The organism is Erwinia persicina NBRC 102418, from assembly GCF_001571305.1.
Classification (GTDB): Bacteria; Pseudomonadota; Gammaproteobacteria; order Enterobacterales; family Enterobacteriaceae; genus Erwinia; species Erwinia persicina.
The window spans coordinates 404,505-419,819 of record NZ_BCTN01000001.1; the positions used below are offsets into that span (position 1 = coordinate 404,505).

Below are 15,315 nucleotides of genomic sequence, written 5' to 3' on the forward strand. Positions count from 1 at the left end.
CCATGACCGCCTCCCCTGCCTCGGTACGCTGGCAACTGTGGATCGTTGCCTTCGGCTTTTTTATGCAGACGCTGGACACCACCATCGTCAATACGGCCCTGCCCTCAATGGCGGCCAGCCTGGGGCAAAGCCCGCTGAATATGCATTCGGTGATCGTCTCCTACGTGCTGACTGTCGCCATTATGCTGCCGATCAGCGGCTGGCTGGCAGACCGCTTCGGGGTGCGCAACGTGTTTTTCAGCGCCATTGTGCTGTTCAGCGCCGGATCACTCTGTTGTGCACTCTCCTCCACGCTGGACCAGTTGATCCTCTCACGCGTATTGCAGGGAATTGGCGGGGCGATGATGGTGCCGGTGGGCCGCTTAACGGTGATGAAGCTGGTGCCGCGGGCAGAATACATGGCGGCAATGACCTTTGTGACCCTGCCGGGCCAGATTGGCCCGCTGCTCGGCCCGGCGCTGGGCGGCGTGCTGGTGGAGTACGCCAGCTGGCACTGGATTTTCCTGATCAACATCCCGGTCGGGATCGTCGGGGCCATCGCCACCCTGACCCTGATGTCGAATTTTACCCTGCAAACCCGTCGCTTTGACTTTACCGGCTATCTGTTGCTGGCCGCCGGCATGGCCACCCTGACTCTGGCACTGGACGGGCAGCGCGGAAGCGGTATGTCTCCCCTGCTGCTGTGTCTGCTGATCCTCTGTGGCGTCTTCAGCCTGTTATTCTATCTGCTGCACGCCCGGCATAATGAGCGCGCCCTGTTCAGCCTGAAGCTTTTCGATAACCGTATTTACGCCATTGGCCTGGTGGGCAGCCTGACCGGACGCATCGGCAGCGGGATGCTGCCGTTTATGACTCCTATTTTTCTGCAAATCGGCATGGGTTACAGCCCGTTCCATGCCGGACTGATGATGATCCCGATGGTGCTGGGCAATATGGGCATGAAGCGCGTTGTGGTGCAGATCGTTAACCGTTTCGGCTACCGCAAGGTGCTGGTGGGTTCGACCCTGGCGCTGGCGCTGGTGGTGCTGCTGTTCCCCGCCGTGGCGATGATGGGCTGGTTTGCTCTGCTGCCAGTGGTGCTGTTCCTGCAGGGAATGGTCAATGCTATCCGTTTCTCCGCCATGAATACCCTGACACTGAAAACCCTGTCGGACGAGCTGGCCAGCAGCGGCAACAGCCTGCTGTCGATGGTTATGCAGCTGTCGATGAGCATCGGCGTTACCGTAGCCGGGCTGCTGCTGGGTACCTTCGCCCACCCGGCGCTGACCGGCAGCCCGCAAATGAGCGAGGCCTTTATCTATACCTGGCTGTGTATGGCGCTGGTGATTGCCCTGCCCGTCTTCGTATTCTGGCGCGTCCCCGATGAGACTCAACCCAATGCGCTTTCCGCGCGCAGGAGAAAGCCTTAATGTTGGCAAAATTACGTATTGGCATCACCGCCAAGCTGTTCGCGGCGATTTTTTCCACCTGCATGCTGGTGCTGATTACCATGCACTGGGGGGTGCGGCTCAGCTTTGAGCACGGTTTTATTGACTACATCAAACGCGGCAACGAGCAGCGGCTGATGATGCTGGGGGATGCGCTGGCTGACCAGTACGAACAGCACGGCAACTGGGATTTCCTGCGTAACAATAACAAGCTGGTGTTCAATATCCTGCGTTCGCTGGAGCAGAATCCGGATGCCAGTAACCAGCTGCCACCGCACGGCTGGCGCACCCAGTTCTGGATTATTGATCAACAGTATCGCGTGATGATCGGCCCGCGAGCCCCCGTCCCGCAGGAGGGATCCCGACGCAGTATCACCACCAGTAACGGCAAAGTCGTCGGTTGGGTGATTGGCTCACCGTCTGAGCGGCTCACGCGCAGCGCCGATATTAATTTTGATCAGCAGCAGAAGCGTACCAGCTGGATGATTGTTGGCCTGACCATGCTGCTGGCCGCTGCGGTCACCTGGCTGCTGTCCCGCGGGCTGCTGGCTCCGGTTAAGCGACTGGTCGAAGGCACGCATCACCTGGCGGCCGGGCACTTTACCAGTCGGGTACAGGCCTCAAGCCGTGACGAACTTGGCCGGCTTGCACAGGATTTTAACCGCCTGGCCAGCACGCTGGAAAAAAATGAGAAAATGCGCCGCGCCTTTATGGCCGATATTTCTCATGAGCTGCGCACGCCGCTGGCGATACTGCGCGGTGAGCTGGAAGCGATACAGGACGGCGTACGCAAGCTGACCCCGGAGTCGATCCTCTCCCTGCAGGGGGAAGTGACCACACTGACGAAACTGGTTGATGACGTCCACCAGCTGTCCCTGTCCGACGAGGGCGCGCTGGCCTATCGCAAAAGCCAGACTGACCTCGTCCCGCTGCTGGAGCTGGTTTCCGGTAACTTCCGCCACCGTTTCGAACAGCATCCCTTATCCCTGACGCTGACCTTGCCGGATCAGGCCCCGCAGTTTGGCGACCCTGACCGCCTGATGCAGCTGTTTACTAATCTGTTAGAAAACAGCCTGCGTTATACCGACCCTGGCGGCACCCTGCATATTATCCTGCGCCCCACTGCCAGCGGGAACATACTGCACTTTGATGACAGTGCACCTGGCGTCAGCAACGAGCAGCGGCAGCAAATTTTTGAGCGCTTTTATCGGGCGGAGGGTTCGCGCAATCGCGCCAGTGGGGGATCCGGGCTGGGTCTGGCTATCTGTCAGAACATCGTTGAAGCCCACGATGGTACTATCGTTGCGGAGCACTCCGATGCAGGAGGCGTGAGAATTACGGTACACTTACCCTATAAGACTCACTGACAATGGTTGTATACAATGACTCTGGATATGGATACGCCCGCTCCACTGATTTTAATCGTTGAAGATGAACCCAAGCTGGGTCAGCTGATGATCGATTATCTGCAGGCGGCGAACTTCCGCACGCATCATCTGCTGCGCGGTAATGAAGTGCTGCCGTGGGTGAAACAGCACTCCCCGGACCTGGTGCTGCTGGATCTGATGCTGCCCGGGCTGGACGGACTCTCCGTCTGCCGTGAGCTGCGCAGCTTTTCCGATCTGCCGGTAGTGATGGTCACGGCAAAAATTGAAGAGATTGATCGCCTGCTGGGGCTGGAGATCGGCGCGGACGATTACATCTGCAAACCGTTCAGTCCGCGCGAAGTGGTTGCCCGGGTAAAAACTATTCTCAAGCGCTGCCAGCGCACCCCCGAGGAAGCCCGGCAGATCTCCCTGCTTAAAGTGGATGAAAAGCGCTTCCACGCCAGCTGGGATGAGAAGCCCCTTGACCTGACTCCGGCAGAGTTTCGCCTGCTGAAAACCCTGGCGCAGGAACCGGGCAAGGTGTTCTCTCGCGAGCAGTTGCTGAATCATCTCTATGACGACTACCGGGTCGTCACCGACAGAACCATCGACAGCCATATAAAAAACCTGCGCCGCAAACTGGAATCACTGGATGCCGACCAGCCGTTTATCCGCGCCGTGTACGGCATGGGTTATCGCTGGGAAGCAGATATCTGTCGTTTGATTTAGATCAATTTCCCCAACCTGCCGCCGCCTTACAATCCCCCGCAAAACCGAATTAACCCTGATTAATTCACGTTGCAGGCGAGCGGCAGGCCCGCAGGATGAGCCTCCCGGATGAGGCTCATCGCCCTGGAAGCAGAGAGAGCGCTGTGACCAGGGTGAACAAGTGCCGCCCATGCAGTTGCCGCGTGAAATAAGACGGGTCTGACCTGACATCAGACTGAGACACCATGAACAAACCGGAACTGCTTTCTCCGGCCGGGACACTGAAAAATATGCGTTACGCTTTTGCGTATGGCGCAGACGCTGTGTATGCCGGTCAGCCTCGTTACAGCCTGCGCGTTCGCAATAATGAATTTAACCATGATAATCTGGCGACGGGCATCAATGAAGCCCATGCGCTCGGTAAAAAATTCTATGTTGTGGTCAATATCGCCCCGCATAACGCCAAACTGAAAACCTTTATTCGCGACCTGAAACCCGTGGTGGATATGCAGCCGGATGCGCTGATCATGTCCGACCCCGGGCTGATTATGCTGGTGCGTGAGGCCTTCCCACAGATGGATATTCACCTGTCGGTGCAGGCCAATGCCGTGAACTGGGCGACGGTGAAATTCTGGCAGCAGATGGGCCTGACGCGGGTGATCCTGTCACGCGAGCTGTCGCTGGAAGAGATCGGTGAAATACGCCAGCAGGTGCCGGAGATGGAGCTGGAGATTTTTGTTCACGGTGCGCTGTGCATGGCCTATTCCGGGCGCTGTCTCCTGTCCGGTTACATCAATAAGCGTGACCCCAATCAGGGAACCTGTACCAACGCCTGCCGCTGGGAATATAACGTGCAGGAAGGCAAAGAGGACGCGGTCGGCAATATTGTGCACCGCCAGGCCCCGATTGCCGTGCAGAATGTGGAACCCACGCTGGGTGAAGGACAGCCGACGGACAAAGTGTTTATGATTGAGGAAGCGATGCGCCCCGGCGAGTATATGACCGCCTTTGAGGATGAGCACGGCACCTACATTATGAACTCGAAGGATCTGCGGGCCGTGGCCCACGTTGAACGCCTGACGCAGATGGGTATCCACTCCCTGAAAATCGAAGGGCGTACGAAGTCATTTTACTATTGCGCCCGTACCGCCCAGGTCTATCGCCGGGCGATTGACGATGCCGCCGCCGGCAAGCCTTTCGATCCCGCGCTGCTGGAAACGCTGGAAGGGCTGGCGCATCGGGGCTATACCGAAGGTTTTCTGCGCCGCCATACGCACGACAGTTATCAGAGCTATGATGCCGGCTACTCGGTCTCCGACCGCCAGCAGTTTGTGGGCGAGTTTACCGGTAAACGGCGGGGATCGCTGGCGCAGGTGGATGTGAAGAACAAATTCAGCGTCGGGGACAGCCTGGAACTGATGTCCCCTTCCGGCAATATCAACTTTACCCTGACGCAGATGGAAAATGGCAAAGCGCAACCGGTTGACGTTGCGCCCGGCAACGGCCATCTGGTCTGGCTCCCCCTGCCGGAAGAAATGGATGTGCAGTATGCCCTGTTGATGCGCAACCTGCCGGGTACCACCACGCGGGATCCTCATGCAGCGGTCCGGGCAAAAGAAGTTACTTGATGTAACTGATTTTAGAATGCGATCACATTACCGTGTGGGATTCCTCGCTATGATGCCCGCGCTCCTAACGAATAAATCCAAATAGCGTTATGATCCATTCAACTTTCTGCCTGAATGATGAATGATCTGTATCACCTCATTTGGCTCTCACGGCTCCCCCGTGCGGGCCATTTCTTTTTTTATCGGTTCCCTTCCGGGCGCTTTTCAGAAAACTTTCCGCTTTTTCACCCGTGGCTCACCTTCTTACCCAGGGTATGCTATATCTTGATGCAAATCACACAGGCTTTCAGGGATTAAAAATGGAAAAACATTCACTTACGCTGGCCATTTTGAATGGTAAAAGCGCCGGCAATGAGGCGCTGCGTGAAGCTGTTGCGGCGCTACGCGAGGAAGGTTTCCCGCTGGAAATCCGCGTTACCTGGGAATACGGTGACGGCGAGCGCTATGTGCGGGAGGCGGTTGAACTGCAGGCGCAAACGGTGATTGCCGCCGGCGGTGACGGTACCATCAACGAAGTGGCGACTGCTCTGGCGCGGTTATCTCCCGAACGTCGGCCGGTACTGGGCATTGTGCCACTCGGTACCGCCAATGATTTTGCCACCAGCGCGGGCATCCCGCTGGAGATGGACAACGCATTGCGTCTGGCTATTCAGGGCAAAGCCAGCGCCATTGACCTCGCGCGGGTGAATAACGACCGTTACTTTATCAATATGGCTACCGGCGGCTTTGGCACGCGAATTACCACCGAAACGCCGGAAAAACTGAAGTCAGCACTGGGTGGCGTCTCCTACTTTATCCACGGCCTGATGAGGATGGATACGCTGAAGGCCGACAGCTGCACGCTGGAAGGCCCGGATTTTCACTGGCAGGGTGATGCGCTGGTGATCGGCATCGGCAATGGCCGCCAGGCGGGCGGCGGACAACGCCTCTGCCCGACCGCGCTGATTAATGACGGCAAGCTGGAACTCAGTATCGCCACCTCACAGGAGCTGCTCCAGACGCTGGTGCATAAACTCACCAGTGACGAAGAGAACCCGAATCTGATCACCGCCTCCCTGCCGTGGCTGACAATCCGGGCACCCAATGAAATGACGTTCAACCTTGACGGCGAACCGTTAACGGGCACCGAATTTCGTATTGAAGTGATGCCCTCTGCACTGGAGTGCCGTCTGCCGCCCTCCTGTGAACTGCTGGCGTAATCCGTCGATCACAGCCCCATGAATCCTGGCCATCGAACGTCAGGATTCGTCTTCATCCCGTCCCGCCTCTGCCCATACTAATGTGATCCCTCTCGCGAATCCTGCACATGCAACTTGTATGGTAGTACGTTATCAGCGTATTTTTTCATCATTGTTGGCGCACAAGGCGATTCAGAATGAAAATTGTAAAAGCAGAAGTATTCGTGACCTGCCCCGGAAGAAACTTTGTCACGGTAAAAATCACCACCGATCAGGGCCTGACCGGCGTGGGCGACGCCACGCTCAACGGGCGCGAACTGCCAGTGGCGTCTTATCTGAAAGATCATGTCTGTCCGCAGCTTATCGGGCGCGATGCCCATCAGATTGAAGATATCTGGCAGTTCTTCTACAAAGGTGCCTACTGGCGTCGCGGCCCGGTCACCATGTCAGCCATTTCCGCCGTGGATCAGGCGCTGTGGGACATTAAGGGCAAAGCGGCGAATATGCCGGTCTACCAGCTGCTGGGCGGCGCTTCACGCACGGGCGTGATGGTCTACTGCCACACCACCGGCCACAGTATTGACGAAGTGATGGACGACTACGCAAAGCACAAAGAGCTGGGCTTCAAAGCTATCCGCGCGCAGTGCGGCGTGCCGGGCATGAAAACCACCTACGGGATGGCCAAAGGCAAAGGCGAAGCCTACGAGCCGGCGACCAAAGGTGCCCGTCCGGAAGAGCAGCTGTGGTCAACCGAAAAATACCTCGATTTCACCCCGACGCTGTTTGCCGCCATTCGCGATAAGTTCGGCTTTAACGAGCATCTGCTGCACGATATGCATCATCGCCTGACGCCGATTGAAGCCGCCCGCTTCGGGAAAAGCGTGGAAGATTACCGCCTGTTCTGGATGGAAGATCCGACACCAGCAGAAAACCAGGAGAGTTTCCGCCTGATCCGCCAGCACACCGTGACACCGATTGCGGTAGGAGAAGTGTTTAACAGCATCTGGGACTGTAAGCAGCTGATCGAAGAACAGCTCATCGACTATATCCGCACCACCATCACCCACGCCGGCGGCATCACCGGCATGCGCCGCATCGCGGACTTCGCCTCGCTGTACCAGGTACGTACCGGATCCCACGGTCCGTCAGACCTGTCACCGATCTGTATGGCGGCCGCGCTGCACTTTGACCTGTGGGTACCGAACTTCGGTGTGCAGGAATATATGGGCTATTCCGAGCAGATGCTGGAAGTGTTCCCGAACAGCTGGCGCTTCGATAATGGCTATATGCACCCGGGCGATAAACCCGGTCTGGGCATTGAGTTCGATGAAAAGCTGGCGGCGAAATACCCCTATGAACCGGCTTATCTTCCGGTCGCCCGTCTGGAAGACGGCACCCTGTGGAACTGGTGAGGAGCACAACATGAAAAGCGTGGTGATTGAACGTCCGGGTGAGCTGTTTTTACAGCAGCGTCCTTTGCCTGAGCCGGCGGCCGGCGAAGTCAGGATCAAAGTGAAATACGCCAGTATCTGCGGATCTGACGTGCATATCTGGCATGGGCACAACCCCTTTGCGCGCTATCCACGCGTGATCGGCCATGAGTTTTTTGGCCTGATCGATGCGGTGGGCAGCGGCGTGGACAGCCGGCGGGTTGGTGAGCGCGTTGCCGTAGACCCGGTCGTCAGCTGCGGCCACTGTTACCCCTGCTCTGTGGGTCGCCCCAACGTCTGTAGCACCCTGCAGGTGATAGGCGTTCATCTTGATGGCGGTTTCAGTGAATACACGCTGGCCCCTGCTGCCAATGCCTATCTCCTGCCGGAGGCGATCCCGGACAGCCTGGCCAGCCTGGTGGAGCCATTTACCATCGCGGCCAATATCAGCGCATTTCTCAGGCCACAGCCTGAGGATATCGCCCTGATTTATGGTGCCGGGCCGATGGGTCTGACGGCCATTCAGGTGCTGAAAGGGGTCTATAAGGTGAAAACGGTGATCGTGGCTGACCGCCTGGAAGAGCGCCTGACCATGGCGCTGGCCAACGGAGCGGACCAGGCGCTGAACAACAGCACCACGCCGCTGGCTGAACAGCTTAATGGCGTACAGCCGACACTGATTATTGATGCAGCCTGCCACCCGGCGATTCTGTCAGAAGCCGCGGCGCTGGCCTCCCCGGCCGGACGTATCGGTCTGCTGGGCTTCTCCAGCGAGCCCTGCACCGTGACGCAGCAGAGCCTGACCAGTAAAGAGCTGTCGCTGTTTACCTCGCGCCTGAACAGCCACCGCTTCCCGCAGGTGATCGACTGGATGGAACAGGGCCTGATTCAGCCAGAAAAGCTGGTGACCCATACGCTGCCGCTGGCGCAGATTGAACAGGCAATGACGCTGTTTGAGAAGGATCCGCGCAGCTGCTGCAAAGTGATTTTACAGGTTAACTGACACCAGAACGCCGCAGGGGAATGACCCTGCCCTGCGGTCAACCCTAATACCTCTACCTATAATCCCCGCTATAAGGGGAAGGAGTCACTCCCATGTTTAAAAACCTGCGCTGGACGATCGTCCTGCTTCTGTTCCTTGTTTACATGATTAACTACCTTGACCGGGTAGCGCTGTCCCTGACCGTGCCGATGATCGAAAAAGACCTGATGCTGAACGCAGAAGAGTTTGGCCTGATCTTCGGCAGCTTCTTCTTTGGCTATGCGATCTTCAACTTTGTCGGCGGACTCGCCACCGACAGATTCGGCCCGACGATCACCCTGGGCGTTGCCGTCGGCATGTGGTCGATTTTCTGCGGCTTTACCGCGCTGGCCACCGGCTTCTGGTCGATGCTCATCCTGCGCGTGCTGTTCGGGATGGCAGAGGGGCCAATCTGCGCCTCGGCGAACAAAGCCATTAACGGCTGGTTCCCTAAAAAGCAGGCGGCCACGGCAATGGGGCTGTTGAGCGCCGGGTCACCGCTCGGCGGCGCGGTAGCCGGTCCGATTATTGGTTATCTGGCCCTCGCCTTCGGCTGGCGTCCGGCGTTCGCCATTATCTGTTCGATTGGTATTGTCTGGATGGTGATCTGGTTCTTTATTGCCGCCGACAACCCGCTGAAAAGTAAGTTAATTAGTGAACGTGAACGCGCCCTGATTGCCCAGTTGAAAGACGAGCAGCTCAGCCCGGAAGAGGAGCTGTCACAGTCGCAGCATGGCCTGGGCTACTACCTGCGCCAGCCGATTATTCTGGTCACCGCCTTCGCCTTCTTCTGCTACAACTACATTCTGTTCTTCTTCCTGAGCTGGTTCCCGGCCTACCTGGTACAGGCGCACGGGCTGGATATTAAGGCGATGAGTATCACCACCATGATCCCGTGGATTGTCGGCTTCGTGGGCCTGGCACTGGGTGGATTCATCTCAGATAAAATCTTTAAAATAACCGGTAAGCTGCTGCTGTCGCGCAAAATTGTGCTGGTGGTCTCGTTAATGGCGGCGGCGGTTTGTGTCGCCTTTGCCGGTACGGTAAAAGAAGTCACTTCGGCCGTGGGTCTGATGTCGATCTCTATCTTCTTCCTGTATATCACCGGGGCGATTTACTGGGCGATTATTCAGGATGTGGTTCACAAGAGTCGGGTCGGCAGCATCAGCGGATTTATCCATCTGGTCGGCAGCCTTTCGGGGATTATCGGCCCGATTGTGACCGGCTATATCGTTCAGCATACCGGCAAGTTCGACAGTGCCTTTATCCTGGCCGGCGTCGTCGCCGCGCTGGGGGCCTTCCTGGTGCTGTTCGTGATCAAGCCGCCGAAAAAACTGGATACTCCGGTGTCCGTCTGATCATTGCGGGTGGGGTCCGCCCTGCCCGCTTTTTCCCGAGGATGGGTTATGTTATCTACCAATTCACTCCCCCCCGACGTGCAGCGCCCGCTGTACAACCGCCAGGCACTGCGCACCCGCATGGTTCATATTGGTTTTGGCGCCTTCCACCGCGCCCATCAGGCCGTCTGCAGCGATCGACTCGCCGCAGAACAGGGCAGTGACTGGGGCTACTGCGAAATCAACCTGAACAGCGGGGAGCTTATTACCGCCCTGCGTCAGCAGCAGCTGTGCTACACCGTGGCCGAAATGGCCGATGACCAGCTCAATCTGCGCGTTATCGGGGTTGTCACCGACGCGCTGCACGGCCAGAGCGACGGTATTGAAGCGGTGCTGGAGGCGCTGTGTCAGCCGGACGTGGCGATTGTTTCCATGACGGTGACGGAGAAAGGCTACTGCCACCATCCGGCCAGCGGTGAATTAAATCTCCAGCACCCTGCTATCCGCCACGATCTGGCCCATCCGGCGGCGCCGCAGTCCCTGCCGGGCATTATTCTGGCCGCCATTCTTCGCCGCAGAGAACGGGGACTGCCACCGTTCAGCGTGATGTCCTGCGATAATATGCCGGAAAACGGCCATGTCACCCGCAACGTGGTCACCGGGCTGGCTCGCCAGCAGGCCCCTGAGCTGGCGGAATGGATCGGTCAGCACGTGACCTTCCCGTCGACCATGGTTGACCGCATTGTTCCGGCGATGACCAGTGAGACTCATCGGGCACTGACTGAAAAGCTGGGCTGTGACGATCCGGTTGCTGTCGCCTGCGAACCCTTCTTCCAGTGGGTGATCGAGGATAACTTTGTCAGCGGTCGCCCGGCCTGGGAAAAAGCCGGGGCGGAGCTGGTGGACGACGTGCTGCCATTTGAAGAGATGAAGCTGCGCATGCTGAACGGCAGCCACTCGTTCCTCGCCTATCTGGGTAGCCTGGCTGGCTATGAGCACATCAGCGACTGTATGGCCGATGCGCACTTTAAAAACGCAGCGCGTCAGCTGATGCTCGATCAGCAGGCCCCCACTCTGCGTGCCACCGGCGTTGATCTGACGGCCTATGCGGATTCACTGATTGCCCGCTACGACAACCGCGCCATTAAGCACCGCACCGCGCAGATCGCCAATGACGGCAGCCAGAAGTTGCCGCAGCGCTGGCTGGACAGTATTCGCTGGCATCTGGCCCACGGCAGCCGCTTCGATCTGCTGGCGCTGGGAGTGGCAGGCTGGATCCGCTACGTCAGCGGCTGCGACGAGCAGGGGCAGCCGGTTACCATCAACGATCCCCTCCGTGACGAGCTGGCGAAGCGCGTAGCGGAGACAGAAGAGGGAGAACCGCGCGTGGCGGCGCTGCTTGGGTTAAAGAATATCTTCGGCGACGACCTGCCCGGCAACGACACCTTTGTGCGCCAGGTGAACCATTATTACCAGCTGCTGTTAACCCGGGGCGCAAAACAAACCGTGCATCAACTGGTTGCCCGCGTTTAACTCTGGCGCTGATGCGCCAGCCTGATTAGACTGAAGGCTTTCACGCCACGTGCGGGCGGGCTGTCACCCCGCCGCTAAAGGGAAGTTGCCGAATGTCGACTGTCTATACCATTACCGCCAGTGAGCCGGTCAACCAGCAGATTTACCGTTTTCTGCGCCAGGATATCGTCACCTGTGTCATCCCCCCTGGCGCGTTTCTTTCCGAGAAAGAGGTTTCCACGCGCTTTGATGTTTCCCGCCAGCCGGTACGTGAAGCCTTTATCAAGCTGGCAGAGGCGGGCCTGGTGCAGATCCTGCCTCAGCGTGGCACCTTTGTGCGTAAAATTTCTGCCCGGCGGGTGGCTGACGGTCGGTTTATTCGGGAAGCCGTGGAGGCTGCCGTGGTGCGTCGGGCGGCGACAGAGGCCACGCCTGAAGGGCTGGCGGCTCTGGAACATAATCTGCAGTTACAGAGGCTGGCTGCCGACCGCCACGACAGCCAGGCGTTCCTGCTGCTGGACGATGAATTTCACCGGCTGATTGCGCAGAGTATTGACTGCGAGCTGGCGTGGCAGACCGTGGAGAATATCAAGGCGACGATGGACCGCGTGCGCTTTCTGACGCTGAGTAAGGTTTCTCCCCCGGAGAGCCTGATTGAGCAGCACCAGCAGATTTATCAGGCGCTGTGCGCAAAAGATGCCGATGCCGCCGGGCTGGCGCTGCAACGTCATCTGCAGGAGATGATTTTTTCCATTACCCCGATTGCCGAGCAGAACAGCGAATGGTTTGAAACGCTTTAAACGATAGCGGGGCGACCGGAAAAAGGCCGCCCCGAGAGAACAGAACATGGATTCCCGTTTCACCGCGACAATGCATGCTTAACCGTATCATGCACGGGCTGACCTTCTTTTTTGGGTCAGCCCTTTTTACCGTCAGGCGATGGTGACGTTTTTCGCCAGATAGACATCCTGCACTGAATTGATCAGCGCCACCCCGTCCTTCATCGATTTTTTAAACGCCTTGCGCCCGAGGATCAACCCCATGCCGCCGGCCCGTTTATTGATCACCGCCGTCCGCACTGATTCTGCCGTATCGGTCTCGCCCGCTGCTGCTCCGCCGGAGTTAATTAGCCCCGCACGGCCCATATAACAGTTCGCCAGCTGGTAACGCACCAGATCGATCGGATTTTCACTGGTCAGCGTGCTGTACACCCGCGCATCGGTATGGCCAAATTTCAGCGCCTGATAGCCGCCATTATTTTCAGCCATCTTCTGTTTAACGATATCCGCACCAATGGTCGCAGCGAGGTGGTTGGCCTGCCCGGTGAGATCCGCACTGGCATGATAGTCCACGCCCTCTTTTTTAAAGGCATCGTTACGCAGATAGGCCCACAGCACCGTGACCATCCCCAGTTCATGCGCCCGTTCAAACGCTGCCGAGATCTCTTCGATCTGCCGGCGCGACTGCTCAGAGCCAAAATAGATGGTGGCCCCGACGGCGACCGCTCCCAGATTAAAGGCCTGCTCCACGCTGGTATACAGTGTCTGGTCATACTGGGTCGGATAGCTGAGGGTTTCGTTATGGTTGAGTTTGACCATAAAAGGAATGCGATGTGCGTAGCGCCGCGACACTGAGGCCAGCACGCCATAAGTCGACGCAACACAGTTACAGCCTGCCTCAATGGCCAGTTCGACGATGTTTTTCGGATCAAAGTAGAGCGGATTCGCCGCAAAGGAGGCGCCGGCGGAATGCTCAACACCCTGATCGACCGGAAGGATAGAGAGGTAACCTGTCCCGGCTAAACGTCCGGTGTTGTACAGGGTTTGCATATTGCGCAGTACGGCCGGGGGACGATTGTTATCGACCATCACCCGATCGACATAATCCGCTCCCGGCAGGTAGAGGTTGTCCGCTGGAATAGTCATGCAGCGATGTTGCAAAAGAGAATCCGCTTCTTTGCCCAATAACTGAACGATGTCCGTCATGATAACTCCTGTTAAGTGGTGTCGGGGCCATGCTGCCACGGCCCGCGGGTCAGTTTTTCTGACCTCAACAGGGTGAACCCAAAACCGGCACTAAGGCAAATTGCTGACTCCATTTTTCAGAACGATCCGCACAAAAAAGCGCGGGTGTCATGAGCGTGCATCGGGGTAAGCTGTCCGGGACATCGTTGAGCTAACGTCGTGAGGTTTACAACACCAGCCCTTTCTTCTTCAGCGCTTTTACAAATTTAACCGCCCCATGATAATTAAGGTGATCGCCATCACGAAAATCCGTGCGGATAAAGCTTTTATCCTCATTAAAATCATGATAGCTGAAATGATAAGTTTCCATACTTTTCAGGAAAGCCCGGGTTTCAGCGATCATCGCGGGTTGAACAGATTCAACGTACTTTTCTGGAAAAGGAGGAATAACATAGTGAATGCGAATACCTTTATCTTTCGCCAGATCACGCATCTCTGCGATCAATCTTGAATTAATATTTTTACTTTCCTTGTATTTATAAAGCTTACTGTGCAAGGCCGCACGAGTTTCAGACGTGGTTTCATACAATTCACAGGCAATAGAAGATGCCTGATTAATCTGCTTTTCGAGGTTCTCACTGGTGCTGGCGAGACTGACTGCATCATCCAGTGCGTAATTAAATTCCGTCAGGCGATCGCTGGACTTCAGCACGGGTAAAAAATGAGCCAGCAGACTTTCATCAGAATGATGCAGGTATTTGGTTGAAATATCATTATCAGGGATAATATTATTTTTATGATTATAATGACTCATGATATGTACCACGCGCACGTTTTCTTTCTCACGCGTTTTATATAACTCGTAAAAAAGATCGAAATAACCACAGACCAGCACGATTGATTTGATTTTTTTACTTTCAGAATAATGTTGAATCATGGTGTGTGCTTGTCGAAGATCCAGACTATGCATTGACAGGTTAACCGCCTTGTTCAGACAGTTTGCTGGTAAAGCATAATAGCCATAAGAGTTCCCCAACACGAGCGTAGGCGGCTTCTTTGCCAGCATCATATTATGTTTATGCTGCAGAAAAGCGATGAAGGGATCATGCTCAACAGAGAAAGGCAGTGCCTTTAATACCATCACCTGCTGAAAATCAGCCATCAACATTACCCCCTGGGTTTCAGGGAGACTCTTTACCGCATCAGCCCCATGGTCATAAATGATTACCGGATGACAGCTTTCTTGTAACGGGGACAGGAAGGCTTCGGTATCCATCTCCCCTCCGGCAGTCACGTTGATATAAAAAAGGTTGCCGACCTTTTCTTTATCAAGAATGTCAAAAAAGAAAGCAGCATGACGTTCATCACCGAAAAAGAAAATATCCATCTTCTTATTGAGTAATAGCTTTTGCCAGAAACAGAAGTTACTTTTTTCAATCGCCTGTAAAGAAGCTATTGTGAAGTCACTCTCAATCGAATGAGAAATGGCGTTAATCATATCAATCGTTTCGCTACTTTCATCCAGAAATATACTATTCTCTGATAAAAGAAGAGCCAGTTGATTAATTTTCTCACGAGGATCGATCATCAGTTGCTGTGAGATCGCTTTAAACTGGCTAAGGAACACGGATTCAGGATGCAAAGCACACCTCTGCGGTAAGAACTGATTATGCGTTTGCCAAATCTATCACAATGCTCGCGGCTGAATGGCGAATGTAAAGGGCTTTTCTCCCCCTTCCTCTG

12 protein-coding genes are annotated in these 15,315 nt (G+C 56.1%); 10 read left to right on the forward strand and 2 right to left on the reverse strand.

Going from position 1 to position 15,315, the window contains the following annotated elements; genetic code table 11:
• The first annotated feature begins 2 nt into the window (after positions 1-2).
• The 10 genes from mdtD to EPE01S_RS01805 all read left to right on the forward strand — a co-directional run bounded on the left by mdtD (position 3) and on the right by EPE01S_RS01805 (position 12,408).
• Positions 3-1,409, forward strand: a complete 1,407-nt coding sequence (gene mdtD / locus EPE01S_RS01760; RefSeq protein ID WP_062742844.1) for a multidrug transporter subunit MdtD — start codon at positions 3-5, stop codon at positions 1,407-1,409.
• Positions 1,409-2,794, forward strand: a complete 1,386-nt coding sequence (baeS, locus tag EPE01S_RS01765; protein WP_062742845.1) for an envelope stress sensor histidine kinase BaeS — start codon at positions 1,409-1,411, stop codon at positions 2,792-2,794. Before mdtD ends, baeS begins: the two co-directional genes overlap by 1 nt.
• A gap of 15 nt (positions 2,795-2,809) precedes the next feature.
• A complete protein-coding gene (baeR, locus tag EPE01S_RS01770) occupies positions 2,810-3,523 on the forward strand; it encodes an envelope stress response regulator BaeR (protein WP_373279657.1) in 714 nt (237 codons plus the stop codon).
• 224 nt (positions 3,524-3,747) lie between these two features.
• Positions 3,748-5,130: a prephenate-dependent tRNA uridine(34) hydroxylase TrhP gene (gene trhP / locus EPE01S_RS01775; RefSeq protein ID WP_062742846.1), complete on the forward strand. Its 1,383-nt coding sequence runs from the start codon at positions 3,748-3,750 to the stop codon at positions 5,128-5,130.
• Between the two features lie 299 nt (positions 5,131-5,429).
• Positions 5,430-6,329: a lipid kinase YegS gene (gene yegS / locus EPE01S_RS01780; RefSeq protein WP_062742847.1), complete on the forward strand. Its 900-nt coding sequence runs from the start codon at positions 5,430-5,432 to the stop codon at positions 6,327-6,329.
• A 176-nt stretch (positions 6,330-6,505) separates the two neighbouring features.
• Complete coding sequence (manD, locus tag EPE01S_RS01785; RefSeq protein ID WP_062742848.1) at positions 6,506-7,720, forward strand: D-mannonate dehydratase ManD; 1,215 nt, start codon at positions 6,506-6,508, stop codon at positions 7,718-7,720.
• A gap of 10 nt (positions 7,721-7,730) precedes the next feature.
• The gene (locus EPE01S_RS01790; protein WP_062742849.1) at positions 7,731-8,741 is read left to right on the forward strand and encodes a Zn-dependent oxidoreductase; all 1,011 of its coding nucleotides are present in this window, start codon (positions 7,731-7,733) and stop codon (positions 8,739-8,741) included.
• A gap of 92 nt (positions 8,742-8,833) precedes the next feature.
• Positions 8,834-10,117, forward strand: a complete 1,284-nt coding sequence (locus EPE01S_RS01795; protein WP_062742850.1) for an MFS transporter — start codon at positions 8,834-8,836, stop codon at positions 10,115-10,117.
• A gap of 48 nt (positions 10,118-10,165) precedes the next feature.
• On the forward strand, positions 10,166-11,629 hold the full coding sequence (locus EPE01S_RS01800) for a mannitol dehydrogenase family protein (RefSeq protein ID WP_062742851.1): 1,464 nt from the start codon (positions 10,166-10,168) through the stop codon (positions 11,627-11,629).
• Positions 11,630-11,721: 92 nt separating this feature from the next.
• Positions 11,722-12,408 (forward strand): GntR family transcriptional regulator, encoded by a 687-nt coding sequence (locus EPE01S_RS01805; protein ID WP_062742852.1) that lies wholly within the window; start codon positions 11,722-11,724, stop codon positions 12,406-12,408.
• Positions 12,409-12,540: 132 nt separating this feature from the next.
• Here EPE01S_RS01805 and fbaB read toward each other — a convergent pair whose 3' ends face one another.
• Both fbaB and EPE01S_RS01815 read right to left on the reverse strand, forming a co-directional pair.
• A complete protein-coding gene (fbaB, locus tag EPE01S_RS01810; RefSeq protein ID WP_062742853.1) occupies positions 12,541-13,593 on the reverse strand; it encodes a class I fructose-bisphosphate aldolase in 1,053 nt (350 codons plus the stop codon).
• A gap of 205 nt (positions 13,594-13,798) precedes the next feature.
• Positions 13,799-15,214, reverse strand: a complete 1,416-nt coding sequence (locus tag EPE01S_RS01815; RefSeq protein WP_062742854.1) for a hypothetical protein — start codon at positions 15,212-15,214, stop codon at positions 13,799-13,801.
• Positions 15,215-15,315 lie beyond the last annotated feature (101 nt).